The sequence below is a fragment of the Nocardiopsis sp. CNS-639 genome, from assembly GCF_000381685.1.
Taxonomy (GTDB): domain Bacteria; phylum Actinomycetota; class Actinomycetes; order Streptosporangiales; family Streptosporangiaceae; genus Nocardiopsis; species Nocardiopsis dassonvillei.
The window spans coordinates 1-26,678 of the sequence record NZ_KB906893.1 but is presented as its reverse complement, the minus strand read 5'-3'; the positions used below and the strand labels follow the sequence as shown (position 1 = coordinate 26,678).

Below are 26,678 nucleotides of genomic sequence, written 5' to 3'. Positions count from 1 at the left end.
GACCGGATTCAATCGGTGGTCGCAACACCGGCTTGTTGTAGCAAGGCTAGCTGTTCTTCCAAAGCCTCAGCCGGAGTCTTCCACCCCAACGTCTTACGCGGACGCCCGTTCAACGCCGCGGCAACAGCCTGCAGATCCTGCGCACTCCACCGCGCCAGATCCGTGCCCTTGGGAAAGTACTGCCGCAACAACCCGTTCGTGTTCTCGTTCGTACCCCGCTGCCACGGACTGTGCGGATCAGCGAAATACACCGCGATTCCGGTCTGGACCCTGAACCGGACATGCTGAGCCAGTTCCCCGCCCTGATCCCACGTCAACGAACGCCGCAACTGCTCGGGCAACACCACCATCTGCGCGACCAACGCCTGACGCATCACCCCCGCACCCGACCCACCGGGGCGTCCCCACCCGGGCAGATGAACCAACATGGTGAACCGGGTGCTGCGCTCCACCAAGGTGCCAATCGCCGACCGCCCTGTCCCCAGGATCAGATCCCCCTCCCAGTGGCCCGGCACCGCCCGGTCGGCGGCCTCAGCGGGTCGCTGGCTGATCATCACCTGCGCGGCCACATGAGAGCCTGCCCGAGCGCGAGCTCGGGCTCGCGGCACCCGCAACGCGCGACCGGTGCGCAGGCACGCGACCAACTCGCGTTTGAGCGCGCCCCGCCCCTGCACATAAAGCGCTTGGTAGATGGCCTCGTGAGAGATACGCATGGACTCATCATCAGGGAAATCCCTCCTCAGGCGCCGGGAGATCTGCTCCGGGCTCCAGGAGGTGGCCCATCGGCGGTCCTTGCGCCGAGGTCGGTTACGTCCCTTCCACGGTGGCGTTCGCGGCCCGGGCACCGGTGTGCCGTCGCTGCGTTGGATGTGCCCGCACAACCGCTCTTGCACGTACTGGCGCAGTGGTTCGTTGCCTAGGAGTTTGGCCGGTTTGGGTCGTTGGGCTCTGCCCTCCGCTTTTTTCTGGGCGATGAACGCCCGGTAGTAGAGACGGCCGCGGTGAGCGGTACCGTTGCGGCGCAGCTCCCGGGAGACGGTGGCCGGGTCGCGATTGATCTGGCGGGCGATCTGTCTGACCCCGACGTCTTGGGCATGGAGCACCGCGATCTCTTCGCGCTCTTGAAACGATAGGTAGCGGCCCTGGAGTGGGGTGAGCAGGAAAGTTGCCATGCCGCCACGTTCGCGGAACCATCGGTTGCCGCCCACGCGCGACGCGCCGACCATGACAGCGGCGTTCTCGCTGGTCATGCCCTGGGTGATGTGGTGCCAGAACTGGCGTTCCGCCTCGCGGCGCAACGAGGGTGTCCTGAGTGATCGTGGGGGTGGTGGGCCTGGCGGTTCCCAGGTCCAGCCTTGTGGTTCACGCATCGACACCTCCAAAATCAAGGTGTTGCGACCACCAATTGAATCCACCCAGCCAACGACCTGCAAACTTACCAGCGACAAGCAGCCGAATTTCCAACTTCTCGAAAAACAGACACCGGACCCATAAACCCCATAGGACCCACAGCTCCCCTAACAAGCACCGACCCCATAAGCGGCGAGGAACACCCGAACCCCCTCCTCCGCATGCTGGCACACTTCCCGCTCCGTCGGAATGGCCCCGTCCCCCAGCAGCATCGCCCGGTTCACCGGTTCCGACATCACCAGCCAGTTGAAGTGGGACGCCGCCCGCAGCGGCTCCTCCACCGCCAACAGCCCCCTCTCCCCCAGCCGGGCGAAGCTCTCCGTCAGCCCCTCGATCGCCCGCTGCGGCCCGCACTCGTACAGCACCCGCGCCAACTCCGGGAACCGCGCGACCTCGCCGATCACCATCCGCCTCAACCGCATCAGCCGCGGCGTGAGCACCACCGTGAGCTGCCGACGCGCGTAGTCCCTGAGGTAGGCCTCCACGTCCTCGACCCGGTCGGGCTCGGGCGTCTCGTCGCGCACCACGTCCCCCGCGCCCGAGGTCATGCTGGTGACGATCTCGACGAACAGCCCCTCCTTGCTGCCGAAGTGCTTGTAGACCGTCTGCTTCGACACACCCGACAGCGCGGCGATCTCGTCCATGTTGGTCCCGAGGTAACCGCCCTTCAGAAAGACCTCCTCCGCGGCACCCAGGATGGCCCGGCGCTTGCGGGCCGAGCGGCTCAGCTCCTCCTCCGCTGGCGGGTTCACGCTGTTCAACACCTCGTCTTCGTCGTTCCGGGTTTCGTTTCGACCCTTTTGTCCTATGGGTACTGTACGGTCTAGTTCCACATCACGTGCGGTACTGGACGGTCCAGTTTGAAGGCGGACCGAACGCGGTAGCACGTCAGAGGGAACGGAAAGTCACATGTACGTCAAGTTCGCCGAACTCCCCGTCTTCGACCAGGAGCGGGCCAAGGCCTTCTACACCGACCGCCTCGGCTGCACCGTGGCGACCGACGCACCCATGTCCGACGACGGGTGGCGGTGGATCGAGCTCGGCTTCCCCGGCTCGCGGACCCGCCTGCACTTCCAGCGCCGCGCGGACGAGAACCCGTCAGCCGAGCCGGTCATGGTCCTGGTGACGGAGGACGTCGAGGGCACGGTCGAGGCCCTGCGCGCCGCGGGCGTGGAGATCGTCACCGAACCGGGGGAGGCGATGTGGCAGCCGGGGGTCACGGCCGCCGAGTTCCGCGACAGCGAGGGCAACCGCATGGTGCTCAGCGACGGCTGACCGTCGGGCACGCAAGAGGCAGGGAGACGCAGACATGTCGCACCACTCGCGCCACTCACCGGGAGCGCACACACTGAAGGTTCCGGGCGCCACCATCCACTACGAGGTCCGCGGTTCGGGCCCCGTGCTGCTGATGATCCCCGGCGGCCCGCAGGACGCGGGCGTCTACACCGCCCTAGCCGAGCAGCTGACCGACCGCTACACGACCGTGGCCTACGACCCCCGCGGCAACTCGCGCAGCAAGCTGGACGGCGAGCCCGAGGACCAACGCGTGGAGGTGCACAGCGACGACGCCGCCAGGCTGGTCGCCGAGGTGGGCGGGGGGCCGGCCTACGTGTTCGGCAACAGCGCGGGCGCCCAGATCGGGCTCGACATGGCCGTGCGCCACCCCGAGGCGGTGCGCGCGCTGCTCGCCCACGAGCCGCCCTGCCTCATGCTGCTGGACGACCCCTCCGAGGTGCTCGCCCGCGACCGGGAGGTCTACGACACCTACCGGCGCGAGGGCGTGGAGGCGGCGATCGGCAAGTTCATGGCGCTCAACGGCCTGGACGAGGAGGACGGGGAGGCGCGGGAGGAGGACGGGCCGGAGCCGGAGGGCGCCGCGACGGAGGGGCCGATGCACGAGGACCCCGAGACCTTCGAGCGGGTCAGCGGCAACTTCGGGTACTTCCTGGCCCACGGGTTGATGCCGCTGTCGCTGTACCGGCCGGACGTGGAGGCGTTGCGGGAGGGCGGGGTCCCGGTGACGGTGGCTCTGGGCGACGCCTCCGCCGGGAAGCCCATCCACGACATCGGGCTCGCGCTGGTGCGGCTCCTGGGCACGGAGCCGGTCGCCTTCCCGGGCGACCACACGGGCTTCGGAACCCATCCCCGCGCCTTCGCCGAAGCACTGCACGGCGCGTTGGACGGCGCACCGGAGCGGCGCTGACCGACCGGGGCAGTGCCGACCGGCCGGAGCGGCGTTGGCCGGATGTGGTCAGGACCGTCCGGTCCCGACCACGCCCTCTCCCGACACTGGCCGGGGTTTCGGACGCACACGACCGGGTCGCCCGGCCTGTCCGCTCCGGCACGCACCCCGGAACCGGCCCGTACCGCCCCGCCACGCGCCGCGCAGGACGGAGCGGGGCGGGGCTCCCGGTTCAGTCCCGCCGGACTCCCTCCGGCCAGATGACCTCCACCGGCACTCCCCTCACCCGCGCCGCCTCGACCGCGTCGGCGGTCCCGCCCCTACCGTCGGCGGGCTGGCCGTCCCAGACCGCGAACATCAGCTCCACCCAGTCCAGGACGGCCTCGTTGGCGTCCTCGTAGGCGGCGCGGCCCGCCCGCCGGTGCGGCATGTAGCGCACCAGCGAGGAGCGCACGAGCAGGTCGTCGAAGCGGTCGAGGTTGGCGGGTTTGACCTTGGCCTCGCGGTAGTCGGCCGAGGGCAGCACCACCTCCAGTCTGCCCCCGACATCCAGCACGGCCTCGGCGAAGAGCTGGTCAGCGCCGCGCGCCAGGCAGGAGACGCCGACGAGCCTGTCGTCGGCGTGGGGGTCGAGTGCCGCCACCAGCGCTTTGCGCACCAAAGTGACGCTGTCGCCGGAAAGATTCGAATGACCGGTGATTCCGATACGAGTCACGTCATCCCTTTCACATTTCGCTGATGGTGCAGCAGCGTATGTGATAACTCCTCGCGGACCGCGGCCACGTGCGGGTCGCGGTGGTGCGTGGCGGACTCGGTGTACCAGTCGCGCAGGCGTCTGCGCACCCTGCCCGAACCCAGGGAGGGTTCGAGGGCCGCGGCCTGGCGCACCACCCGGGCGGCCTCGGCGGGCTCGTCGAGCAACAGGTAGGTGCGGCCCAGCCCGATGAGGTCGAAGGCGCGGCCGCGCTTGCCGGAGGGCGCGCGCAGCTGGAGCGCCTTGGTGATGTAGGCGGCGGAGGACTCGGCGTGCCTGCGGCGCGCGCCCGGGTCCTCCTGGAGCACCGCGAGGTCGCGGTAGCGGGCGCCGACCACCCCGGCCAGCTCGGCGTGGTCGAAGCCGCCCACCCAGTCGGGCACCTCCTCGCCGTTGGCGCCCTCCAGGAGGTCCTCGGCCTGGATGACGGTGCGGCGGTAGGCCTCCGACCTGCCCATCCGCGCGTAGGACCAGCCCTCGCGCGTGCGCAGCATCGCCCGGACGAGCGCGGGCGCGCCGGTGGAGTCCGCGCTGTCGAGCGCGAGGCGGGAGATGTCCAGGGCGTCCTCGGGCCGGTGCAGGTCGAGCATCTGCCGGGCCATGTCGGCCAGGACCCCGACGCCGTAGGGGCGGTGTTCGGGTCCGGCCTGGTGGAGCGCGCGCAGGGAGAGGGTGTAGTACCGCTGCGCGGTGGGGTGGTCCCCGGCGTCGAAGGACATCGAGGCGACGGTCTTGGACAGTTCGGCCATCACCGCGAACAGCCGGTTCTGCACGGAGGCGGGCTGGGGGGTCTCCACGAGTTCGGACACCTCCGAGAGCTGTCCGACGACGGCCTTGCGGCGCACGCCCAGGCGCCACCGGTCGTTCCAGTGCCGCAGCGCCACGGTGGCGGCCTCGATGCGCCCCAGTTCGGCCTCTCCGATGGTGCCGCGGACCAGGCCGGGGGCGGCCGGGCCGGGCAGCAGCCAGTGTTCCAGCGTCTCCGTCAGCGCGGCGCCCATCAGGAGCGCGCCGCCGACCGCGAATGCGTCTCTGCGTTTCATCAGGTCCTTCAGCGTGATGTCGACGATGTCCTGCGCCGTTCTGGACGCGGACCATAAATCGCCTTCTTGCAGAGAGGATTCTGTCCAGGAAACGCCCTTCGAATACTCGTCACCCGAATCAGCGAGGCCCAGGGTCCGGCGGGCCTCGGAAGGCATGGCCAGGCCGTCGGCGATGCGCTGCCACGTACTGAGCGCGGTGACCAGGCGCCTTCCCGCCATGATCGCACTCACGTGTGGCTGGGCCATGTCGACGGCGGAGCCGATCGTCTGCTGGCTGGCGCCGGTGTGCTGTCGGACGAGCCCGAACAGGGCTCCGGCGTCGTGCTCGGCCAGCGACCGCAGGACGTCGGCACGGGCCCAGAAAGCCCGTGACGGGGAAAGACGTGGACCGACCTGGGATTTCGTCATGCATACCGCCGGTGTATATCGGCACGGAATTCCGTCCTCGTGGACGAACGGCGTTACATCTTCCGTAGTAATCCTTACCCGGAAACTCCCGTCCCCGTAATGGACGCAAGACCCTGGTTCGTCCATGCCGGGGACCCCCCGAGGAGAAGAGCGGTGACCTCCACCCCACAGGCAGGGCACGGCGGCGGCGCGGGCCACGGGTCCGGAGCCGGTGTCGGTGCTGTTCACACGAGTGACGCGCCCGTCCGGCGGCGCGGAAGGCGCGACCGGAGCGGGCGTCCCGGACGCGTCGGAAGCGCCGGACACGTCGGATGCACCGAGTGCCCCGGACGCGTCGAACACGACGAGCACCCCGGACGCATCGGGCGCATCGGGCAAACCAGCCACACCAGAACCTCCGATCGTCCCGGACGCGCCGGGGACGTCGGGCGGCCCGGCCACACCGGATCCGCCGAGCACCCCGGACGCGTCGAACGCGCTCCGTCCGCCGGACACTCCGGACCTGTCAGATACAGCGAGCGCATCAGCTACGGCGGACGCGTCGAACACCCCGGGCACGCCGAGCGTGCCAGGTATGTCGGGCACGCCTGGCACGCCCGGCGTGCCCGGGGCGTCAGCGCACAGTGCGTCAGACGGTGCGGGAGGTGCGGCAGATGATCCCCCCGCACGAGAGGATGGTCGAACGCCTCGTCGAGGAGGGCGCTCTGGCCGAGGAGTGGCGCGGGGCCTTCGCGGCCGTGCCGCGGCACCTGTTCCTGCCCGACGAGATCGCCGACCCCGACACGGGCGTGCCCGTGGACCGCTACCGCGGCGAACTGCGGTGGCTGGAGGCGGCCTACGCCGACGTTCCCGTCGTCACACAGGTCGACGACGGCGCCCGCTACGGCCCCGGCGAGCCCACGTCCTCGTCCCCGGCGCCGTCCTCGGTGGCCGAGACGGTGCAGCGGCTGCGGCTGGCACCGGGCATGCGGGTGCTGGAGGTGGGCACCGGCAGCGGGTACACCGCCGCCCTGCTCGCGCGGTTCCTGGGCGACGACGCCGTCACCTCGGTGGAGATCGACTTCGAGCTGGCCGAACAGGCGCGGGTGCGGCTGATGAGCGCGGGGCTCACACCTCTGGTGGTCAGCGGGGACGGCATGCGCGGCTGGGCCGGGCGCGCGCCCTACGACCGGGTGGTCAGCGCGGTCACCGTGCAGCGCGTCCCCTACGCCTGGGTGGCGCAGTGCCAGCCCGGCGGACGCGTCCTGACGCCGTGGGGCACCGCCTTCCACCACGGGGTGACGGCCGATCTCGTGGTCGGCCCGCACGGGACCGCGCGCGGCAGGTTCGCCGGGCACACCGACCGCATGTGGGCGCGCGCGGACCGCACCCCGCGCCACCTGCTGGAGACCTACGTCCGGCCGGACGACGACGAGCACACCACGACGTTCTCCCGGCTCCATCCGGGAGAGGTGGTCGGCGACTCCGACGGGGCCTTCGCGGTGGGGTTGCAGATGCCGGACGTGCACCGGATCGTCCGGCTCGGGGGCGGCCCCGAGGATCCGCGGTTCACGGTGTACCTGCTGGACTCCTCGACCTGGTCGTGGGCCTCATGGCACATCGACCCCGGGCACCGGGACCAGGGCTACGAGGTGCGCCAGCACGGCCCCCGCAGGCTGTTCGACGAGTTGGAGGCGGCCCACCTGCTGTGGGTGGAGGCGGGGCGTCCCGCCCACACCCGGTTCGGGCTGACGGTGTCGGCCGAACACCAGCTGGTGTGGCTGGACGACGAGGCCACGATCTTCGCCGCCATGAGGTGACGGGACGGGTGGAGCGCCGGGGCCGCGTGCTCCCCGGGGCCTCCGAGGACGCCGAGGCATGAAGGCACACGGACACGAGAGAACACCAGGACCCGACGGACCGTGGAGGCCGTTCCCGTGGGAACCGCCCGTGCGGCCGTCGCACGAACCGAGGAGAAGACAGATGACCGTCCTGCCACGCCCACGGCGACCGCTCGACCTGGACAGACGCTGGAAGCGCCGCAGCTACCCCGCCAACCTGGCGGCCATCCGAAGAGCCCGGGCCGACCTGCGCGCCGACCTGTCGCGGATCTCGGGCGCCGACGAGGAACTGGTCGCGGCCGTGGTGCTGTGCGCCAGCGAGATGTTGACCAGCACCATGGGGCGGGTCCTGCCCGGCGGAAGCGGGGCGGAGGTGGTGCGCACGCTCGTGCTGCGCCATGACCCCGGTGGTCGCCGCGTCCTGCGGCTGTCGGTGGCGGACCGGTGGATTCCGGGCGCCCTGGCGAGCGTGCCGGGTCCGGAGGCGGACCAGGACTGGCGGGAGCTCGCGCTGGGGCAGGGGCTGCTGCTCATCGGCCACTTCTCCGCCCGCTGGGGAACCCGCCGGGCCGGTGCGCCGGGCGAGGACGGGGGCCGCGTGATCTGGGCCGAGTTCGACCTCGCGCCGCGGTGGAGCCCGCGCCCGGTGGCGGCGTAGGAGCGCGGGCCCCGGGTTGGAGCTGGGCCCGGGGCCGCGGGCTCTGAGCCGTTCAACGGTGGTTCCTCCTCCCGGCCCGTTCCCCGCGCCGCCGCAGGCGACCCCCGCACCGGTCCTCCTCCCCGGCGGCGCAGATCCCCCCGTCCAGTCGCGAAGTGCTCCTCCGCCATGGGGCCCGGCACGTGAGCGGGGGCCGGGCGGCGGAGTCCCGTCCAGTCGCGCCCGGCACCCGCGAAGCGCCGGCGGTAGACCGTTCCCATGCCATCTCGCACACATATCCACCAGCTACGCACCTGCCGTGCCCGGGATTTTCATCCGAGGACGGAACTCCCCCGGAGAAAATAATTTCCCCCGCGGCCCGGAACCAGATCCATCCCTTCCCGCACAGGAACAGGACAGGGCCCGCAACCCCCGAATACCCAGAACAGACCGGGCCCACCGAACCCGCCCACGCCCACCGGAACAACGAAGAACCACCCTCGAAAAACCTCCCGCGCTCCCGGAATCCACACGACCGCCACAGCCCGTCTGACCTCCCGACTCCTGGATTCACAGCACCCCTAGAGGAAGCATCCTCCTTCTTCGTTTGCCAGCGGAAAAGGAGTTTTGCCGCGACATCCGACGGGAATGACGCTCTTCGCTTTCCCCTTCACCTCGCCCAGCGCCCTGGAGCCCCCTTGCCCGTTCGAATATCAGGAGTAGGCGAATACCTGCCCGCAGAAGAGGTCTCCAACGAGCGGATCTCAGAACACGCGGGGGTCTCCGCGGAATGGATAAGCCAGCGCACGGGGGTGCTGGCGCGCAGGCGCGCGGCCCCGGACGAGGCGACCTCGGACCTGGCCGCGCGGGCCTGCGAGCGTGCGCTGACCTCCGCCGGGCTGCGGCCGGACCAGGTCGGGCTGATCGTCAGCGCCACGTCCCTGCCCGACGAGCTCGGCCCCTCGGTGGCCTGTCGGATCCAGAGCCGCATCGGCGCCCGCGACGCGGCCGCCATGGACGTGGGAGCCGCGTGCAGCGGATTCCTGTACGCGCTCGAGGTCGCGCGGTGCTGGCTGCACGCCAGGCCGGGCGCCCCGCCCGCCCTGGTGGTCGGAGCCGAGGTGTACTCGCGTTTCGTCGACCCCGCCGACCGGGCCACGGCCTCCCTCTTCGCGGACGGGGCCGGAGCCGTGGTGCTGACCTCGGGGGACGGCGGGGAGGGCCTGTCCCCCCTCCGGCTGGGAGCGGACGGGTGGGGGGCCGACCTGGTCGGGGTCTTCTCCGGGGGCACCCGGCGACCGGCCTCCCCGGAAACCGTCGCCTCCGGCGGCCACACCATCCGTATGGACGGCAGGGCCATCAGCGAGTTCACCCTCCGTGTGCTGCCGCGCATGGTCCAGGAGTGCCTGGAGGAGCACGCCCTCGCCCTGGACGACATCGACCTGGTGGTATCCCACCAACCGAACCCGCTGCTGCTGGCCAGGGCCTGCGCGCAGGCGGGAGTGCCCCCCGAACGGGTCCTCATCACCGGTGACCTCGTGGGCAACATCGGCGCCGGATCGGTGCCGTTCGGCCTTGCCCGGGCCGAGGCCACCGGACGCCTGCGCGAGGGGGACCGCGTCCTGCTCATGGCCTTCGGCGCCGGCATGACCTGGGGCTGCGGCCTGCTGACCTGGACCGGGACCGAACGCGGCCGCACCCGCGACGAAGACGGAGGGGATCTCACATGAGCGTCACGCAGGAGTTCCGCCTCGACGGTGCCAGGGCACTGGTCACCGGTGCCTCCCAGGGCATCGGCCGGGCCACCGCCCTCGCGCTGGCCGAGGCGGGGGCGCACGTAGGGCTGTGCGCGCGCAACGGACCGGCCCTGGAGGAGGTGGCACGGGAGATCTCCGGCCTCGGGCGCGAGGCCGTGGTCGTGCCCGGGGACCTGAGGGAGCCGTCGACGGCCGCCGACGCCGTGGACGCGACCGCCGCGGCACTGGGCGGGCTGGACCTGCTCGTGCACAACGCGGGCGGCCCCCACACCGACGCCGACGGGAGCATGGTCCTGCGCCCCGTCACCGAGACCTCGGACGAGGAGTGGCGGGGGGTCGTGGACCTCAACCTGCTGGCCGCGGTGCGACTGTGCCGCGCGGCCCACCCCCACCTGCGGCGCTCCGAACGCGCCTGCGTCCTGCTCATGTCCTCCGCGGCGGCGCTCGTCGCCGTTCCGGGCATGGAGTCCTACGGGGCGGTCAAGAGCGCCCTGCTCTCCTACACGCGCTCCCTGGCCGTGGCGTGGTCCGGGGACGGGGTACGCGTCAACGCGCTGTGCCCCGGCTGGGTGCGCACCCAGCTCACCAGGCCCGTCCACGGAACCGAGGCCATGGCCGGGGCCGCCCTCACCAACGTGCCGATGCGCCGGTGGGGAGGGGTCGAGGACGTCACCGGCCCCGCCGTGTTCCTCTGCTCCCCGGCCGCGGCCTTCGTCACCGGCCAGTACCTGGCGGTGGACGGGGGCCTGTCGGCCTTCCCCGCCATGCCCCAGCCCGCGCCCCCTCAGGAGGCCCCGCATGGATGAACGGTTCTGGGTCGTCGGCGACGGGTTCCCCACGCCCCGGCTCCACCCCGAGATCAGGACCTACCGGGAGGTCCTCCACGCGCTCCGTACCGGCGAGCTGCGCGAGGGGTACCTGCTCTCCGCCCTCGGCGTCGGCCCCCGGGACTGGGAGTACCTGGACCAGGTCGTCGCGGAGTCGGGGCGGTCGCGGACCGTGTTCCTCGACGCCCCTCCTCCCGCGCCGCTCCCGCGCGCCGAGGTGCTCAAGACCATCCAGGAGAACGTGGTCATCGCACGGCCGCGGGTGAGCGGCCACACGGTCGGGTGCGACCTGGTGGTCGCCGACGGCAACGAGATCATGCACGACCACACCGCCGAGCGGCAGCACCTGCCGGGCATGCTGCTCATCGAGGCGGGTATCCAGGCCACGACCTGGGCCACCCGGGCACTGTACCCGTCCGGGGAGGGACGGCTCCCCCCGTACCCGGTCATGCACGAGTGCGCGTTCGACTTCGAGCGGTTCCTGTTCTGGCTGCCGGTCGAGGTCCGCGTCACCCTCGTCCCCCAGGGGCCGGCCTCCGGCGACAGACGGCCGCTGCGCGCGGAGGTCTCCTACCTGCAACAGGGGCGTGTCGCCGCCACGGGACGCTTCTCCTTCCACGCCTTCGACCCTCCCGACATCCACCGCATAGAACAGAGCCAGTCACGGAGGGTGATCGAAAGCGCCCGCGACGAGAGCCGAACCGCGTCCGGCTGAGGAGGACAGATGCCACCGACGTCCACCGGGGAGCGCGACCGGCTCCGCGCGCTCCTGCACGGCGCGCCCCGCGGCGGGGCGGAGATCGCCGCCCTGTTCGACCACCCCGTCTTCGCGCCGGCCGACTTCTCCTCCGCGGAGGAGTTCCACCACCTCACCTACGAACGCCTGCGCGTCCTCAACGGGCGCGTCGGAGGGGGCAGGCAGGCCCTGCGCTCGCCCGAACGACTCCTCGACGTGCTCGGGCACGCCGCGGTGGTCGACCCTTCCCTCTTCCTCCGCGCGATGGTGCACTACGAGGTGTGCCTCAACGCCGCCCTCACCCTCGGCGACGACAACCCCGGTCTGCGCGAGGCCGTGGACCGGCTCGACGACCTCTCCTCGGTCGGCAGCGTCCTGATCACCGAGGTCGGGCGCGGCGGCAGCCACGTCTCCGTACGCACCCGGGCCGAGTACGACCCGAGCCTGCCCGGCTTCAGGATCACGACCCCCGAACCGGAGGACGCCAAGTTCATGGGCACGGTCGGGACCCCCGGGATCGCGCAGACGGGCCTGGTGTACGCACAGCTGTGCACCGGCGGCGGCCAGCACGGGGTCTTCCCCTTCCTGGTCGACATCAGCGACGAGCACGGACCCCGCCCCGGCGTACGGGTGACGCGCCTGCCCCACAGCGGTGTCTCACCGCTGGACCACTGCCTGGTCTCCTTCCGGGACGCGCCCGTACCATTCGGCCGCTGGCTGCGGGACAGCGCCGGGATCTCCCCGCAGGGGCTCTTCGAGGAACCGCCCTCCCACCGGGGCGGACGGCTCACGCGTTCGCTGGCGGTCTCCTCCGCGGCCTCGGCGGCCGGCGCCACGGCCCTGGCGGCGGTGACCCGGGCGACCGCCGGCATCTCCTACCGGTACTCGCGGCACCGGGTCACGGTGAGCGCGCACGCCGGGGAGGTGCCCGTCATCGGCTACGGGATCCAGCAGGAGTCCGTGTACGGGGCGCTCGCCGCCGCCTACGCCACCACCTTCCTGGTCCGCGGCGCACGCGCCCGCGGCGGTCCGCCCCGGGTCGGACCGGAGGGCGGCGGACGAGACGGCGGCACGGCGGCCTGGACCCCCTGGGCCTCGGTGAGCCGGGAGCTGTCCCTGGCCAAGACCGCGGCCACCGAGGCGGCGGAGAGGGCCTGTGCCGAGTCCCGGCGGCGCTGCGGCGCCCAGGGCGCCCTGGACGCCAACAGGATCTCCTCCTACGAGGCCCTCACCCACGTCTACAACAGCGCGGGCGGGGAGAACCGGCTCATCCTCCTGGACGTGGGGCGAGCACTGGTGCTGGAGGAGGACGGGGAGCGGCCCCGCCCGGAGCCTCCCCCGGGCCGCTCTCCGGGGGACCCGCGGATGTGGTCGTACCTGTTCGCCGAGGACGAGCGGCGCCTGCTCTCGCACGCCCGCTCCGTCCTCGGCGGCTCCGCCGGGGCGGCCGCGCCCCCGCGACAGTGGGACAGGCACCTGTGGCTGCTGCTCGCGCTCGCCTCCGCGCACTCGCGGCGGGTGGCCTTCGAGTCCTTCGAGGAGGCCGCGGCCCCGCTCGCCGGGTCGCCCGCCGGGGAACTCCTCTCGCCCCTGTTCGGGCTGTGGGCGCTCGACGCCATCGACGGCCGGGCGGCTGAGCACCTGGCCCACGGCAGCCTCACCCGCGAGGAGTACCTGGTCATGCTCGACCTGCGCCGGTCCCTGCTCGGCAAGGTCGACGCGGAGGCGCTCGTGGACGTACTCGACCTGCCGTTCGAACAGATCGGGGCGCCGATCGCGTTTCCCGACTACTCCCGTCGGCTGGGCGCGGACGGCCGCCCGTGACGGCCGCCTCGCCCGGAGCCGCGCGCCCTTCGCCCCGCCTCCGGTGGACGCCGGGCGTCCTCCCCCGATCCGCAATGGTGTCTCCCGTCACACGTACGGATCCTTGAGTGTGCCGCGTCGGCATGGTTTCTCCTGGTTCCCAGCTCGCCTGTCTGACCGAGCACGAACGAGAGGAACGACATGGCACTGCCCGACCTGATCCCGGTCGAGGACTTCTTCAGCCCGCCGGAGCGCGCTGATGCGACGATCTCACCGGACGGAACCCGCATCGCCTACCTGGCTCCGTGGAAGGACCGGCTCAACGTCTGGGTCCAGGACCTCACCCCGTCCGGGGGCTTCGACGGCGACCCGCGCTGCGTGACCGCCGACGAGGTCCGCAGCGTGCAGAGCTACCAGTGGACCGACGACCCGCGCTGGCTGCTCTACCTCCAGGACAGCGGCGGCGACGAGAACTGGCACCTGTTCCGGGTCGACCTGGAGGCCCCCGAGCCCACCGCGGTGGACCTGACCCCCTTCCCCGGCGCCCGGGTGGTGAGCTTCGAGCCCTCCCGGGGACGCCCGGGGAGAATGACCGTGTCGCTCAACGCCCGCGACGCCGCCGAGTTCGACCTGCACGAACTCGACGTGGCCACCGGCGAGCTCACCATGCTCGCCCAGAGCCCCGGCGCCGCGAGGATCTGGACGCGGGGCAGGGAGGGCGAGCTGCTCTCCACCACTCTCAACGAGAACAGCGACTTCGAGATCTCCCGTCACGACTCCGCGACGGACACCACGAGCAGCGTCCTGGTGTACGAGGGCGCCGACTATCCGCTGGGCGTCTTTCCGGCGCAGGTCGCACCGGACGGGACCGGGATGTGGGTCGGCTCCAGCAAGGGCACCGACCGCACCCGCCTGGTGCGAGCCGACCTGTCCACGGGTGAGGAGACCGAGGTGGACAGCCACCCGGACTTCGACATCGACACGCGCGCACAGGTCTCCACCCTTCCCCCGCCGCTGATCCTCGACCACCGGGGTGAGCTGCTGGGAGTGCGCTACCTGGGCGAGCGACAGGTCATCCACGCCCTGGACCCGCACTTCGCCGAGGTGCTGGCGAACCTGGAGAAGCTGTCCGAGGGGGATGTGGCGGGCCTGTCGTCCGACGCCGACGGACGGCGGTGGATCGTGGGTTTCACCCACGACCGCGACCCGGGCGCGACCTGGTTCTACGACCACTCCACCGGCGAGTCCCGGCTGCTGTTCCGCCCCCACCCGCACCTGGACCCCGAGGCGATGGCGCCGATGACGGCCGTCACGATCCCCGCCCGGGACGGGCTGGAACTGCCCTCGTACCTGACCCTGCCGGTGGGCGTGGAGCCCGAGAACCTGCCGATGGTGCTGATGGTGCACGGAGGCCCGTGGGCGCGGGACACCTGGGGTTTCGACCCGACCGTGCAGCTGTTGGCCAACCGGGGCTACGCGGTGCTCCAGGTCAACTTCCGCGGCTCCGTCGGGTTCGGCAAGGCCCACATGAAGGCGGCGATCGGCGAGTTCGCCGGGAAGATGCACGACGACCTCATCGACGCCGTGGACTGGGCCGTCGCGCAGGGCTACGCCGACCCCGACCGGGTGGCGATCTTCGGCGGTTCCTACGGCGGCTACGCCGCGCTGGTCGGGGCGGCCTTCACCCCCGACCGCTTCGCCGCCGCCATCGACTACGTCGGCATCTCCGACCTGGCCAACTTCATGCGCAACCAACCGGCGTTCGTGCGGCCCGCGCTGGTCAACAACTGGTACCGCTACGTGGGCGACCCGGCCGTCCCCGAGCAGGAGGCCGACATGCTGGCCCGCTCACCGATCAGCAGGGTGGACCGGATCACCGCGCCGCTGATGGTGGCGCAGGGCGCCAACGATGCCCGGGTCGTCAAGGCCGAGTCCGACAACATCGTCGCCGCGCTGCGCGAGCGCGGCGTGGACGTGGAGTACCTGCTCAAGGAGGACGAGGGACACGGGTTCGTCAACCCGGAGAACCAGCTCGACCTCCACCGCACGGCCGAGCGCTTCCTCGCCCGCCACCTCGGCGGACGCCGGGGCTGAGCCCGGATGGGCCCCGGCCGCACGGGGGCGGCCGGGGCCCATCCCTCCCCCGCGCCTCCCGGCCGGGTGGGACCGACGACCGCGGGCCCGCGACCGGTCAGGACCGCTGGTCGGCCTGCGCTTCGGCCTGCTGGTCGGCTTGCTGGTCCGTCCGCTCTTCAGCCTGCTGGTCCGCCATCGCCGCGCGGGAGAGGCGGTCGAGGACGTCGAGCTGGGCGGGGTTGTACAGGTCGTTCAGAGCCGTGGTGAACGCCTGCGCGGCCTTGTGCCGGTCGATGGCCGTCGTGGCCTGGGAGATGCGCAGCTCCGGACGGTCGGACAGGAGGTCGCGGGAGGCGCGCCACAGCCGTTCGGTGAGCTCCTGCCGGGTCCGCTCGTCGGCGTCGGCCGACAGGTTGTCGAACTCCTCGTCGGAGGCACCGGAGCCGTAGGCGCGCGCCAACTCCGTGAGGGCCCGCTGCGTCTGCGGCGTGAACAGGCGCGCCATGACCGCGGCCAGCGAACGGTCGGCCTCGGTCATGGCGATCCCGGCGGTGGCCAGGGCCATGTCGGGCGGTAGTTCGGTCGGCCCGGACCCGCGCAGCGCCAGGGCCAGCTCCTCGCGCATCCGCCGCAGGCGTTCGATGGCCTGGGCGAGTTCGTCGTCCAGGGCCCGCAGCTCCTGCTCGGGGTAGGCGTCGGCCTCCCCCATCTCGGCGATCTGCACCAGGGAGAACCCCAGGTCCGACAGGCGTTTGACGCGCAGGACCCGCACCAGGTGCTCGACCTTGTAGTGCTTGTAGCCGTTGGCGCCGCGCTCGGGCTCGGCCAGCAGACCGACCTCGTGGTAGTGCCGCACCGTCCGCAGGGTCGTTCCGGCCAGTTCGGCCAGTTGACGGGTGCTCCACGCCATGACGGTCCCCTCCGCGCTCACGGTCCGGCGGTCTTCGCTCCACCAGGAACGCTAGTGCAGACCCCGCGCTCCACGACCCCTACCGCGTGCCCGGTCGTCGTGGGCCGAGGACCGCGTGCCCGACCGGGAGTTGCGCGGCCGGGCATACGGTGCCCGATCACGCCCCGCGTGAGCGGGGCGGGCCCTCATGGACGGGGCGGATATCTGCCGGACGATCCGTCGTTTCGTGGAGCCCGGTCACGCCCCGCGTGAGCGGGGCGGACACTCGTGGGCGGGGCGGACGCTCGTGGGCAGGGCGGACGCCTCTCCGCAGGCGGACGGACCGGTTGCCTTTCCACAGGCGGACCGGTCGCTTTTCCACAGGCGGATGATGCGGGCTGGTGCGGTGATCGCCGGAATACGTAGACTCGAACCCGGGGGCTGTCGCGCCTCCCATGAGCGCGCCATGCGCCCCCGAATCCAGTGTCCCCGGCCCGCCGCCACCCGGACAAGCCCCGATCCGCCCCTGTGGACGGACTCCCCTGCGCCCAGGGCACGGCGCCCGGTCACTCGGGACCAGGGCCGGATTGGGCCGAGCACGCAGGGCCGAACATCCGGGCCCGAACACGCGAGGCCCAAGCACGCGGGCCCGGGCACCCGGGCTCGAACACGCAGAGCCGAACACCCGGGGCCCGTGCACCGGTAACCGGTGCGCTGAGCACTTCTAGGCCGGACGGCGGGGGCCGCGGCGGCGCGAGGCCGACCCGCCGCCCGAGGCCGCGCCACGCCCAGCCGACCCGCCGCGCGCAGCCGACCCACGCGATCCGCCGCGTGCACCCGGACCGCGACCGCCCTGGCGGCGCTGCTCCTCCCGGGGAGCGCTGGGCAGGGTCACCGGAACGCCGGAGGGCTCGCGGGCGCCGGTCACCCGGGCCAGCTCGGGGTCGCTGGCGCTCACCTGTGCGACGTGCGCGTCGATCCGGGCCAGCCGCATCAGCCTGTCCATGTCCCGTCGCTCGCTGGGCAGCACGAGCGTGACCACGCTGCCCGTCTGGCCCGCGCGCGCGGTGCGTCCGCCCCGGTGCAGGTAGTCCTTGTGGTCCGTGGGCGGGTCGATGTTGACCACCAGGTCCAGCCCGTCCACGTGGATGCCGCGCGCGGCGACGTTGGTGGCGACCAGCGCGGTCACCGTGCCCTCCTTGAACTGCTTGAGGGTGCGGGTGCGCTGGGGCTGGGACCGCCCGCCGTGCAGCGGCGCCGCCCGGACGCCGCTGTTGAGCAGGTGCTTGGCCATCCGGTCCACGGCGTGCTTGGTGTCCAGGAACAGGATGACCTGCCCGTCGCGGGCCGCGATGCGGGTGGCGGCCTCCTGCTTGTCCATGTGCGACACGTGCAGGACGTGGTGCTCCATGGTGGAGACGGCGCCCTCGGACGGGTCCACCGAGTGGACCACCGGGTCGTCGAGGAACCGGCGGACCAGGGTGTCGACGTTGCGGTCCAGGGTGGCCGAGAACAGCATGCGCTGGCCCCCGGTCGGCACCTCCGTCAGGATCGCGGTGACCTGCGGCATGAAGCCCATGTCGGTCATCTGGTCGGCCTCGTCCAGGACGGTGACGTCCACCAGGTCCAGAACGCAGTCGTCGCGCTCCATCAGGTCGCGCAGGCGGCCCGGGGTGGCCACGACCAGTTCCACGCCCTGACGCAGGGCGCGGGACTGGCGGCTGATGGGCATGCCGCCCACCACGGTCGTCGTGCGCACGCGCAGCGAACGGGCGTAGGGGGCGAGCGAGTCGTTCACCTGCTGGGCGAGTTCGCGGGTCGGCGCGAGCACCACGGCCAGGGGGCGGCGGGGCTCGGCCACGCGGCCCTCCAACCGGGCGAGCAGCGCCAGACCGAAGGCCAGGGTCTTGCCCGAACCCGTCTGGCTGCGGCCCAGGACGTCGCGTCCGGCCAGCGAGTTGGGCAGCGTCGCCGCCTGGATGGCCGACGGGGTGGTCAGGCCCTGGCGGGCCAGCGTCGACTTCAGCTGCGCGGGCATCTCCAGGTCCTCGAAGGCGTGGACCGGGTCGAGCGCGGGGGTGGTGGAGACGGGGAGTGCGAACTCCCCGGAGGAGCGTCCTGCCGAACGTCCGCCGAAGCCGCCGCGCTGGGGGCGGCCGCCGGACTGGTGGGGGCGCTGACGGCCGTAGCCACCGGAGGGACGGCCACGACGCGCGTTGGTGCGGGGTTGGTTCATATGGGGCCTTTCGCCGCCGACGCGTGCCTGGCGGGAAGCCCTCGGGGGCTTCGGCGTGTGACACCGGGTGTGCGCCGGAAAGAGTCTTGGGATCCACGGCCCGCACGGAGAACCCGGGGTCGTGGCAGAGGACCGGACCAGCGCCTGTCGGAGAACGACGGCCAGAAGAGCGGTCCGGGAAAAACAAAACCGGGGAGGGGCCGCCGCCGCGAGGGCGGGCCCCTGCCCCGGAAGGAGTCTCAGCTCAGTCAGATCAGGGTGATGTTGTCGGCCTGGAGGCCCTTGGCACCCTGGGTGACGTCGAACTCGACGTTCTGGCCCTCCGCGAGCTCACGGTAGCCGGTGCCCTGGATGGCGGAGTAGTGGGCGAAGACGTCGGGGCCGCCGCCGTCCTGCTCGATGAAGCCGAAGCCCTTTTCGCCGTTGAACCACTTGACCTTGCCGGTCGCCATGGGTGTTCCTCTCGTTCGGGAGTATGAAGAAAACCGCGGTCTGACGATTTTCCCGTCACTGCGGCAATAACCCGAAAAAGATGTACATCCAACGGGAATCACGACTGCAACTCCACTGAACCTAGCACACCTTCTCTCCCGTGCCGCAGAAATACCGTGTGTCACATGGCACGGAGAAACGTGGTAACGATCCGCCCGGAGAACGCGTTGGCCCCGGCTCCCCGCGACCGCCGACGGCCGCCCGCGCGCCCCTCCGCCGCCTCAGCGGCGCGGGGACAGCACGGCGGGCAGCCCGAAGTGCCGGAAGAGCGAGGTGTCGAAGAACATCACCGCGTGGGCGACCGCGTCTCCCCCGGGCGCCAGCTCCAGCACCTGGATCCCGAACGCCCGGTGGGCGCCGTCGCCGCCCCGCATGTACAGCGCGAAGGCGGGCTGCCCGTTGGCCGCGGTCGGCACCAGCGCCATGTCGCCCGGCCCGCTGGCCGGGCAGTGGGCGGCGATGAGGCGGCCGATGTGCCCGGCGCCGCGCACCCACGTGGCGAAGGGCGGCATCTCGAACACGGCGTCGGCGGTGAACACCTCGGTGATCGCCGAGATGTCGTAGGACTCGAACGCGTCGACGTACCGGTCCAGGACCTCGCGCTGCTCCGGCCGGGGCTCGGCCACCTCCTCCTCGGCGGGGGTGACCCGGGCCAGCTGTGCGCGGGCCCGCTGGAGCAGGCTGTTGACCGCGGGGACCGAGACGCCGAGGGTGTCGGCGACCTCGGCCGCACTGTAGCGCAGCACGTCGCGCAGGATCAGCACCGCCCGCTGCCTGGGTTGCAGGTGCTGGAGCGCGGCGACCAGGGCCAGGCGCACGCTCTCGCGCGCGGCCACGACCGTGCCGGGGTCGTCCGCGCCGACCAGGGCGTCGGGCACCGGCTCCAGCCAGGGCAGCTCCGGGCGGTCGGCCAGTTCGCCCTCGGGCTCGGCGGCGGGTCCGCCGAGCCCGGTGGGCAGGGGCCGCCGTCGGCGCTTGTCCAGGGCGGTCAGACAGGCCGTGGTGGCGATCCGGTGGAGCCAGGTGCGCAGGCTGGAGCGGCCCTCGAACCGGTCGTAGGCCTTCCAGGCGCGCAGGTAGGTCTCCTGCACCAGGTCCTCGGCGTCGTGCACCGACCCCAGCATGCGGTAGCAGTGCGCGAACAGCTCCCGCCGGTAGGGATCGGCGGCACTCATGAAGTCCTGGTCGGACGCGTGTTCCACCACGACCGTCACGTTACGCCTCCTGTATGACAGAACACACGTTCCCGAACGGGTCGGCGAACCACGCCACCGTCGGGACGCCCCGCGAGATCCCCTTGCCGTCCTGGTCGAAGCCCTCGTAGCGGAGCGTTCCGACGCCGCGGCGGGCGAGCTCGTCCACGACGGCGTCGATGTCGTCCACGGGGAGGTTGAGCACGGTGAAGCCCGCGGGCTCGTGGTCGGGCTTGGGGTAGACGAGGATCGCCCGCCCCTCCCCCAGGTCGATGCTGAGCAGGCCGTGCTCCTCCATGCCCTCCACGGGCCCGACCGTGAGCCCGAGGGTGGTTCCGTAGAACTCCCTGGCCCGGTCGGGGTCGCGGACGGCGAAGGAGCCGAAGGCCCTGGTGGTGTCGAACATGGTCTTCTCGCTAACTCTCGCGCGCCATGGCGGCGCGGTGCTCGTCGCTGAGCTGGATGATCTGGACGTGGTTGCCGTCGGGGTCGACGGCGGTGCCGAACAGGCTGCCGTCGCGGTCCTCCAGGGGCGCCAGCCACCCGGTGCCCCGGGCGTCCACGCGGGCGGCGACGGCGCGGGCGTCGTCCACGTCGACGTTGAGGATCATGCGGGTCGGGTCGCCCGCCCTGGGCGCGACGTCGTCCCGGCGGTCGATGAGCAGGTGGAAGGTGCCCAGGCGCAGGACGCGGTAGCCGTCCATGTCGATGTCGTCCTGGGGGGAGAGGACGTCGGCGTACCAGTCGTGCAGGCGGTCGGGGTCGGTGGTGGCGAGCAGCATGCCGTCGAGGTTGGGGCGTTCCATGGTGTCCTCCGGATGGTGTTCGGGTCCGCGTCACCGGGTGCGGGCCGTTGTGCCGGTCAGCGCCGCCGGGTCCGGGAACCCCGGTCGGGACCGCCGGTTCCGGGTGGTCTCAGGTCCGGCGCCCGGTGCCGCTCACCCGTACTGACCCGCCGGGGCGCGCGGACTCATCGGCCCGCGGCGGCTCTTCTGCCCCGGATCCCTCCACAGGGTCCGCCGCGTCCGGTTCCCCTCCCGCCAGCCGCCCGTCCGCCGGGCCGGGCTCCGGGGCGCTCTCGGCCCCGGCCACGGGCGTGTCCGGAGCACTCTCCTCCGCGACGCCCGCCGGGTCCTCCACCGGTTCCCGCTCCTGCGGTGTCCCCGACGGCGCGGGGCGCAGCAGGACCACGGCGGCCGCTCCGAACACGGCCATGGCCGCGCAGCCGATCACCCCGACCAGGTTGATCCCGGAGGTGAAGGCCTCGCGTGCCGGACCGAGCAGGCCCTCGGCCAGGCCCGCGGGCAGTTCCGCGGCCACGGCCACGGCGGCGGGCAGGGTCTGGCCCGCCTCCTCGGGCAGGCCCTCGGGGACGCTCACCTCGGCGCGGTAGACCGCCGAGGCCAGGCTGCCCAGCAGGGCCACGCCCATGGCGACGCCGAACTCCCCACTGGTCTCGGACATCGACGCGGCGGCCCCGGCCCTCTCCCGGGGCGCGGAGCCCACCACGATGTCGGTGACCAGCGCGGCGCCGGGCCCCAGCCCCACCGAGGCCAGCAGCAGCCCGGCGACCACGAGCACCGTTCCGCCCTCGACGGGGACCAGGAACAGCAGGGCGAACCCCGACGCGGTCACCAGCATGCCGCCGCCGATGACGTTGGCCCGGCCCACGCGCGCGGCCAGCGGGCCTCCGGCCATGGTGGCGGCGATCATCGCCAGCGCCGGGGGTACCTGCCACATCCCCGCGACCAGCGAGGAGTGCCCGGCGACCATCTGGAGGTACTGGCTGATCAGCAGGAACGTGCCGCCCATGGTGACCGCGCCCGCCATCATCACGCCCAAAGCGACCCCGAAGGAGGGCTGGCGGAACAGGGTGAGGTCCAGCAGCGGGTCGGGCAGGCGCAGCTGGCGGCGGGCGAACACCGCGCCCATGACCAGCCCGAAGGCGAGGGAGGCGAGCGGTCCGAGGAGCGGCCCGCCCTCGGCGACGGCCTTGAGGCCGTAGACGACCGGCAGGATGGCGGCCAGGGACAGGGCGACGCTGACCAGGTCCAGCCGACCGGGTTCGGGCGCGCGGTGCTCGGGGAGCAGCGGGGGCGCGCACACCAGGAGCAGCAGCATGACGGGGACGCCGAGCAGGAACACCGACCCCCACCAGAACCACTCCAGGAGGAGCCCGCCCACGACCGGTCCGATGGCGGTGCCGCCCATGAAGCAGCTCGTCCACACCGAGATGGCCACCGCGCGCTGGCGCGGGTCGGTGAACATGTTGCTGATCAGGGCCAGGGTGGAGGGCATGAGGGTGGCTCCGGCCACGCCCATGAGGGCGCGGGTGGCGATGAGCGCGGCGGAGCTGGGCGCGAAGGCCGCGGCCACGGAGGCCAGCCCGAAGACGGCGGCGCCGATCATGAGCAGGCGCCTGCGGCCGATGCGGTCGCCGAGGGTGCCCATGGTGATGAGGAACCCGGCGATCATGAAGCCGTAGACGTCCATGATCCACAGCAGCTGGCTGCCGGAGGGCCGCAGGTCGGCGGCCAGGTGGGGCAGCGCCAGGTAGAGCACGCTCATATCCAGGGAGAGCAGCAGGGTGGGCAGGGCCAGCACCCCGAGCCCGAGCCACTCGCGCCCTCCCGCGCGTGCGGGGGTCGGCTTCGCGCCGTTCATCGTGGTCGTCCTCGTCCGTCGGATCCGCACGGTGCGGTTCGTTCGTGTGTACGGACTCCGAAGGCGGGGAGAACTCATCGGCCCGGGCCGGAGAAGCGGAGATGTTCCGGGCGGCGCCGTGGCGCGGGGCGGTGGAAGGGGCCGTTCCCTCGGCCCGCTCGGGCCCCGTCCCGGTCACCGGAGCCTCTGGCACGGTCGGCACGGGCCGCACCGGTGGGACCCGTGCCCCGGACCTCCGGGGACCGGCCCCGGCCGGTGCCTCAGCGGCTCAGCCGCCGGAAGCGCCGCAGCGCGAGCGGCACGAAGACCATCATCAGCACCAGCGGCCACACCACCGCCATGAGCAGCGCGTTCTGCGCGATCCAGGAGTCGTTGGCCGCCACCGGGTTGCCGAACAGGTCGCGGGCCGCGATCACCGTCGCCGACAGCGGGTTCCACTCGGCCACCGGCACCAGCCAGTCCGGCATGGTGTCGGTGGGCACGAAGGTGTCCGCGACCATGGCCAGCGGGAAGACCAGCGAGAAGAACTTCATCGCCGCCTCCGGGCTGCGCACCACCAGCCCCAGGTAGATGCCGATCCAGGTGAAGGCCAGGCGCAGCAGCAACAGCAGCCCCAGGGCCGCCAGCGCGGAGAGCGGGCCCTCGTGCCACCGCCAGCCGACCAGCAGCCCCATTCCGGCCAGCACGGCCAGGTCCACCACCGCGGAGAGCACGTCGGCCAGGCTGCGACCGGCCAGCAGGGAGGCGGGGGCCATCGGCAGCGTGCGGAACCGGTCGACCACGCCGCGCCCGGCGTCGGTGACCACCGCGATCGTGGTGTTGCCGATCCCGAAGGCCATGGTCAGCGCGAACAGCCCGGGCATCAGGAACTCGCGGTACTCCTCACCGGGCGCGTCCATGACCGCGCCCATGGCCTCGCCGAAGACGAAGCCGAACAGCAGCACGGCCAGGACGGGGACCATCAGCGTGCCGACGAGTTCGTCGGGCTTGTACACCAGGTGCAGCAGGTAGCGGCGCGCCACCACCCAGGTGTCGGCCACCGCCCAGCGCGTCCGCGCCAGGGGTCCGGGCTCCTCCGGAACCGGACGTTCCACCTCGGTCACGGACGCCATGACGCCTCCCTCCTCCGGGGCCTGCGGCCCCGCCTCGGTCACGGACATCATGAACCCTCCCCGCGCGTGCCCTGACGGCCCGTCAGCCCCAGGAAGACGTCGTCCAGGGTCGGGCGGCGCAGGGCGATGTCCTCCACGTCCAAACCGGCCTCGTCCAGGGCGCGCACCACCTTGGCCAGCCCCGCGCCCCGGCCGTCGAAGGGCACCGACACCCGCAGGGCGTCGGCGTCCACCTCGGGCAGGACCCCGGCCACGCGGCCCAGGACCTCCCCGACCGGTGGGAGCGCGTCCGCGTCGGCGACCACGGCCTCCACCCGGCCGCCCCCGACCCGGGACTTGAGCTCCTCGGGGGTGCCCTCGGCGATGATCCTTCCGGCGTCGACCACCGAGATCCGGTCGGCCAGGCGGTCGGCCTCCTCCAGGTACTGGGTGGTCAGCAGCACGGTCGTGCCGCCCTCGGCCAGGTCGCGCACGGCCCGCCAGACCTCGGCGCGGCTGCGCGGGTCCAGGCCCGTGGTGGGCTCGTCCAGGAACAGCACGGCGGGGTCGGGGATCAGGCTCGCGGCCAGGTCCAGGCGGCGGCGCATGCCTCCGGAGTACTCGCGCACCGGGCGGCGGGCGGCCTCGGTGAGGCCGAAGCGCTCCAGGAGTTCGGCGGCCCGGGCCCGCGCCGCCCGCGCGCGCAGGTGGTGCAGGCGGGCGAACATCTCCAGGTTGCGCCGCCCGTCGAGGACCTCGTCCAGGGCCGCGTACTGACCGGCGAAGCCGATGCGCGAGCGCACCCGCGCGCTCTGGCGCGCCGCGTCGAACCCGGCGACGCGCACCTGTCCGGAGTCGAAGCGCAGCAGGGTGGACATGATCCGCACGGCGGTGGTCTTGCCCGCGCCGTTGGGCCCCAGAAGCGCGTGCACCGCGCCGGGGGGCACCTCCAGGTCGAAGCCGTCCAGGGCGGCGCGGCCGCGGGCTCCGGGGTAGGCCTTGCGCACGTCCCGGGCCAGGATCACCGGGTCGGCGGTGCGGTGCTCGGCTACACGGTCGTCGACAGCGGGTGCGGGCCTCACGACGCCGCCCCCTCGACCGGGGCCCCGGCGGCCGGGCGCCAGCCCGGGCGCGTGCGCTGGGCGGGCACGTCCGGCCGGGTGACCTCGGCGTGGCGGCCCAGGCCGATGAGGGCGATGTTGCGCACCGACTCGCTGCCCTCGGTGTAGTAGGAGCAGTGACCGGGGATCGGGCCGGTGGCGAAGGCGGTGGCGCCGAACCCGGGGCGCAGCGGCGAGGGCCCGTGGCCCAGGTCCCGCCAGCGTCCCCGGGGGAAGAAGCGGATCCAGTCCGCGGGGCCCAGCGCCGCCCACAGGTTCCCGGTGAAGCCCAGGTCGGCGACGGAGCTCCCGCCCATGCCGGGGCTGCCCAGGGCCACGCACTCGTCCACGCGCCCGTGCCGCAGGGCCAGCCCGCACACGACGGTGCCGTAGCTGTGCCCCACCAGCGTGATGCGGGCGGTGCGGGGCAGGAAGGCCGTCAGGCGGGCCAGGTCCTCGGCGCCGCGTTCGGCCGGTCCCCGGAAGGCGGCCTCGGCGAAGCCGCGCGGGGTGTCGTAGCCGACCCAGACCACGACGGCGGAGCGCTCCTCGGGGGCGAGGGCCCGCATGGTGCGCAGGACCGTCTCCCCGTTGACCCGGGGTCGGGTGGGGCGGTTGGCGTCGAAGTAGTTGCCCAGGTAGTTGTCGTTGCCCGGGACCAGGACCACGATGTGGTCGGCCGCGGCCACGTCGCCCAGCGCCTCGACGATGCGGCCGTCTCCGGTCTCGTCGTGGGCCAGGAGCCGCAGGCCGTGCCACTCACGCTCCTCGTAGCGCAGGGGGGTGGGGGGCGAAGCGTGACGTGGGCCCGCCGCGATCATGACTCTCCTGGGGAAGTTCGAGTGCCGACAGGTGGGGGGAACGAACCCTCTTCACGCTAGGTCCGCGGCGGGGTCGGCCTCCATGGCGCTGTCCCCCCGAACCGGGTCTGGCGTTGACCACCCGGTTCGGTAGTGGTGGCACCACTCCCGGCCGTACGGCGCACGGTCAAATTCCGACTAAAGCGACAAATAAGACGAAAGGCTTTCGGGTAGGTGGTGGGCGGACAGCCGTGAACTGGACGGACAGTGTCGAGCGGCCATACGGGCGCCAAGGAATACGGTCGTCGCGCGCCGGTGCCCGCTCTCCGCGAGAGCCTGGGGGTACTCCATGCGAGCCGTGGTCTTCGAGAACTACGAGCGGTTCCCGTCACTCACCGACGTTCCCGTGCCCGAGCCGGGGCCGGGCGAGGTCCTGCTGCGGGTGGCGGGAGCGGGCGCCTGCCATTCCGACGTCAGCGTGTACCGCCACTTCAAGGAGGGGCAGACCGGGGCCCAGAAACCGCCGTTCGTCCTGGGACACGAGAACTCCGGATGGGTGGAGGCGCTCGGCGACGGCGTGAGCGAGCGCGTACGGGTCGGCGACGCCTACATGGCCTACGGCCCGATCGGCTGCGGACACTGCCGCATGTGCGTCCGGGGCCAGGACACCTGATATGTGGGGTCTTTGTGTCAAGAGAGCAGCGTTGACCTGCGGTGATGCGTAGGGTCTCACCACCGCGGGTTTCCCGCCACCACATGC

Annotated in this window: 23 protein-coding genes and 1 pseudogene; 10 read left to right on the top strand and 14 right to left on the bottom strand. The window is 72.4% G+C overall.

Features of this window, described 5'->3' with window-relative positions; translation table 11 throughout:
- Positions 1-8: 8 nt before the first annotated feature.
- On the bottom strand, positions 9-1,370 hold the full coding sequence (locus G011_RS0128920) for an IS30 family transposase (protein WP_081643057.1): 1,362 nt from the start codon (positions 1,368-1,370) through the stop codon (positions 9-11).
- Positions 1,371-1,517: 147 nt separating this feature from the next.
- Positions 1,518-2,162, bottom strand: a complete 645-nt coding sequence (locus G011_RS0128915) for a TetR/AcrR family transcriptional regulator (RefSeq protein WP_036553282.1) — start codon at positions 2,160-2,162, stop codon at positions 1,518-1,520.
- 157 nt (positions 2,163-2,319) lie between these two features.
- Here G011_RS0128915 and G011_RS0128910 point away from each other — a divergent pair, with 157 nt between their 5' ends.
- Entirely contained in the window at positions 2,320-2,685 is a 366-nt protein-coding gene (locus tag G011_RS0128910) for a VOC family protein (protein WP_019611527.1), read from the top strand.
- Positions 2,686-2,719: 34 nt separating this feature from the next.
- Positions 2,720-3,613, top strand: coding sequence for an alpha/beta fold hydrolase (locus G011_RS0128905; RefSeq protein ID WP_019611526.1), 894 nt, complete (start codon positions 2,720-2,722; stop codon positions 3,611-3,613).
- Positions 3,614-3,824: 211 nt separating this feature from the next.
- Here the strand turns inward: G011_RS0128905 and G011_RS0128900 are convergent, their stop codons facing one another.
- Positions 3,825-4,307, bottom strand: coding sequence for a hypothetical protein (locus G011_RS0128900; RefSeq protein ID WP_013152317.1), 483 nt, complete (start codon positions 4,305-4,307; stop codon positions 3,825-3,827).
- Complete coding sequence (locus G011_RS0128895) at positions 4,304-5,797, bottom strand: helix-turn-helix domain-containing protein (RefSeq protein ID WP_026338766.1); 1,494 nt, start codon at positions 5,795-5,797, stop codon at positions 4,304-4,306. Before G011_RS0128895 ends, G011_RS0128900 begins: the two co-directional genes overlap by 4 nt.
- A 653-nt stretch (positions 5,798-6,450) precedes the next feature.
- Between G011_RS0128895 and G011_RS0128890 the strand changes: the two genes are divergently transcribed.
- From G011_RS0128890 to G011_RS0128860, 7 genes are all read left to right on the top strand, one after another.
- Entirely contained in the window at positions 6,451-7,596 is a 1,146-nt protein-coding gene (locus tag G011_RS0128890) for a methyltransferase domain-containing protein (RefSeq protein ID WP_019611523.1), read from the top strand.
- Between the two features lie 163 nt (positions 7,597-7,759).
- The gene (locus tag G011_RS0128885; RefSeq protein WP_019611522.1) at positions 7,760-8,275 is read left to right on the top strand and encodes an ATP-binding protein; all 516 of its coding nucleotides are present in this window, start codon (positions 7,760-7,762) and stop codon (positions 8,273-8,275) included.
- Between the two features lie 677 nt (positions 8,276-8,952).
- A complete protein-coding gene (locus G011_RS0128880) occupies positions 8,953-9,984 on the top strand; it encodes a 3-oxoacyl-ACP synthase III family protein (RefSeq protein ID WP_064972210.1) in 1,032 nt (343 codons plus the stop codon).
- Positions 9,981-10,817, top strand: coding sequence for an SDR family NAD(P)-dependent oxidoreductase (locus G011_RS0128875; protein WP_019611520.1), 837 nt, complete (start codon positions 9,981-9,983; stop codon positions 10,815-10,817). The genes G011_RS0128880 and G011_RS0128875 overlap by 4 nt, the downstream gene beginning before the upstream one ends.
- The gene (locus G011_RS0128870) at positions 10,810-11,553 is read left to right on the top strand and encodes an AfsA-related hotdog domain-containing protein (protein WP_019611519.1); all 744 of its coding nucleotides are present in this window, start codon (positions 10,810-10,812) and stop codon (positions 11,551-11,553) included. Before G011_RS0128875 ends, G011_RS0128870 begins: the two co-directional genes overlap by 8 nt.
- Positions 11,554-11,562: 9 nt before the next feature.
- Positions 11,563-13,398, top strand: a complete 1,836-nt coding sequence (locus tag G011_RS30685) for an acyl-CoA dehydrogenase (RefSeq protein WP_019611518.1) — start codon at positions 11,563-11,565, stop codon at positions 13,396-13,398.
- A 180-nt stretch (positions 13,399-13,578) separates the two neighbouring features.
- Positions 13,579-15,471, top strand: coding sequence for a S9 family peptidase (locus G011_RS0128860; RefSeq protein ID WP_019611517.1), 1,893 nt, complete (start codon positions 13,579-13,581; stop codon positions 15,469-15,471).
- Between the two features lie 97 nt (positions 15,472-15,568).
- On the opposite strand, the gene G011_RS30435 is transcribed toward G011_RS0128860, so the two are convergent.
- The 10 genes from G011_RS30435 to G011_RS0128810 all read right to left on the bottom strand — a co-directional run bounded on the left by G011_RS30435 (position 15,569) and on the right by G011_RS0128810 (position 25,939).
- Positions 15,569-16,363, bottom strand: a complete 795-nt coding sequence (locus G011_RS30435) for a MerR family transcriptional regulator (RefSeq protein ID WP_019611516.1) — start codon at positions 16,361-16,363, stop codon at positions 15,569-15,571.
- Positions 16,364-17,066: 703 nt separating this feature from the next.
- Positions 17,067-18,578, bottom strand: coding sequence for a DEAD/DEAH box helicase (locus tag G011_RS0128850; RefSeq protein ID WP_019611515.1), 1,512 nt, complete (start codon positions 18,576-18,578; stop codon positions 17,067-17,069).
- A 248-nt stretch (positions 18,579-18,826) separates the two neighbouring features.
- Complete coding sequence (locus G011_RS0128845; protein ID WP_019611514.1) at positions 18,827-19,030, bottom strand: cold-shock protein; 204 nt, start codon at positions 19,028-19,030, stop codon at positions 18,827-18,829.
- Between the two features lie 261 nt (positions 19,031-19,291).
- Entirely contained in the window at positions 19,292-20,284 is a 993-nt protein-coding gene (locus G011_RS0128840) for a sigma-70 family RNA polymerase sigma factor (protein ID WP_019611513.1), read from the bottom strand.
- A gap of 1 nt (position 20,285) precedes the next feature.
- The gene (locus G011_RS0128835; protein ID WP_019611512.1) at positions 20,286-20,669 is read right to left on the bottom strand and encodes a VOC family protein; all 384 of its coding nucleotides are present in this window, start codon (positions 20,667-20,669) and stop codon (positions 20,286-20,288) included.
- A 10-nt stretch (positions 20,670-20,679) separates the two neighbouring features.
- Complete coding sequence (locus G011_RS0128830; RefSeq protein ID WP_013152306.1) at positions 20,680-21,069, bottom strand: VOC family protein; 390 nt, start codon at positions 21,067-21,069, stop codon at positions 20,680-20,682.
- Between the two features lie 109 nt (positions 21,070-21,178).
- Positions 21,179-22,927, bottom strand: coding sequence for an MFS transporter (locus G011_RS0128825; protein WP_019611511.1), 1,749 nt, complete (start codon positions 22,925-22,927; stop codon positions 21,179-21,181).
- 260 nt (positions 22,928-23,187) lie between these two features.
- Positions 23,188-24,039, bottom strand: coding sequence for an ABC transporter permease (locus G011_RS0128820; protein WP_026338765.1), 852 nt, complete (start codon positions 24,037-24,039; stop codon positions 23,188-23,190).
- Positions 24,040-24,086: 47 nt separating this feature from the next.
- Complete coding sequence (locus G011_RS0128815) at positions 24,087-25,100, bottom strand: daunorubicin/doxorubicin resistance ABC transporter ATP-binding protein DrrA (protein WP_019611509.1); 1,014 nt, start codon at positions 25,098-25,100, stop codon at positions 24,087-24,089.
- Positions 25,097-25,939: an alpha/beta hydrolase gene (locus G011_RS0128810; RefSeq protein WP_019611508.1), complete on the bottom strand. Its 843-nt coding sequence runs from the start codon at positions 25,937-25,939 to the stop codon at positions 25,097-25,099. The genes G011_RS0128815 and G011_RS0128810 overlap by 4 nt, the downstream gene beginning before the upstream one ends.
- Positions 25,940-26,267: 328 nt before the next feature.
- Here G011_RS0128810 and G011_RS0128805 point away from each other — a divergent pair.
- A pseudogene (locus tag G011_RS0128805) lies at positions 26,268-26,588 on the top strand (alcohol dehydrogenase catalytic domain-containing protein); the annotation flags it as partial.
- Positions 26,589-26,678 lie beyond the last annotated feature (90 nt).

What these genes read in the sequence shown, in the direction of transcription:
- G011_RS0128920 (WP_081643057.1), bottom strand. Translation starts at nt 1,370, where the DNA reads ATGCGTGAACCACAAGGCTGGACCTGGGAACCGCCAGGCCCACCACCC.
- G011_RS0128910 (WP_019611527.1), top strand. Translation starts at nt 2,320, where the DNA reads ATGTACGTCAAGTTCGCCGAACTCCCCGTCTTCGACCAGGAGCGGGCC.
- G011_RS0128905 (WP_019611526.1), top strand. Translation starts at nt 2,720, where the DNA reads ATGTCGCACCACTCGCGCCACTCACCGGGAGCGCACACACTGAAGGTT.
- G011_RS0128895 (WP_026338766.1), bottom strand. Translation starts at nt 5,797, where the DNA reads ATGACGAAATCCCAGGTCGGTCCACGTCTTTCCCCGTCACGGGCTTTC.
- G011_RS0128890 (WP_019611523.1), top strand. Translation starts at nt 6,451, where the DNA reads ATGATCCCCCCGCACGAGAGGATGGTCGAACGCCTCGTCGAGGAGGGC.
- G011_RS0128885 (WP_019611522.1), top strand. Translation starts at nt 7,760, where the DNA reads ATGACCGTCCTGCCACGCCCACGGCGACCGCTCGACCTGGACAGACGC.
- G011_RS0128875 (WP_019611520.1), top strand. Translation starts at nt 9,981, where the DNA reads ATGAGCGTCACGCAGGAGTTCCGCCTCGACGGTGCCAGGGCACTGGTC.
- G011_RS0128870 (WP_019611519.1), top strand. Translation starts at nt 10,810, where the DNA reads ATGGATGAACGGTTCTGGGTCGTCGGCGACGGGTTCCCCACGCCCCGG.
- G011_RS30685 (WP_019611518.1), top strand. Translation starts at nt 11,563, where the DNA reads ATGCCACCGACGTCCACCGGGGAGCGCGACCGGCTCCGCGCGCTCCTG.
- G011_RS0128860 (WP_019611517.1), top strand. Translation starts at nt 13,579, where the DNA reads ATGGCACTGCCCGACCTGATCCCGGTCGAGGACTTCTTCAGCCCGCCG.
- G011_RS30435 (WP_019611516.1), bottom strand. Translation starts at nt 16,363, where the DNA reads ATGGCGTGGAGCACCCGTCAACTGGCCGAACTGGCCGGAACGACCCTG.
- G011_RS0128850 (WP_019611515.1), bottom strand. Translation starts at nt 18,578, where the DNA reads ATGAACCAACCCCGCACCAACGCGCGTCGTGGCCGTCCCTCCGGTGGC.
- G011_RS0128845 (WP_019611514.1), bottom strand. Translation starts at nt 19,030, where the DNA reads ATGGCGACCGGCAAGGTCAAGTGGTTCAACGGCGAAAAGGGCTTCGGC.
- G011_RS0128835 (WP_019611512.1), bottom strand. Translation starts at nt 20,669, where the DNA reads ATGTTCGACACCACCAGGGCCTTCGGCTCCTTCGCCGTCCGCGACCCC.
- G011_RS0128830 (WP_013152306.1), bottom strand. Translation starts at nt 21,069, where the DNA reads ATGGAACGCCCCAACCTCGACGGCATGCTGCTCGCCACCACCGACCCC.
- G011_RS0128825 (WP_019611511.1), bottom strand. Translation starts at nt 22,927, where the DNA reads ATGAACGGCGCGAAGCCGACCCCCGCACGCGCGGGAGGGCGCGAGTGG.
- G011_RS0128820 (WP_026338765.1), bottom strand. Translation starts at nt 24,039, where the DNA reads ATGGCGTCCGTGACCGAGGTGGAACGTCCGGTTCCGGAGGAGCCCGGA.
- G011_RS0128810 (WP_019611508.1), bottom strand. Translation starts at nt 25,939, where the DNA reads ATGATCGCGGCGGGCCCACGTCACGCTTCGCCCCCCACCCCCCTGCGC.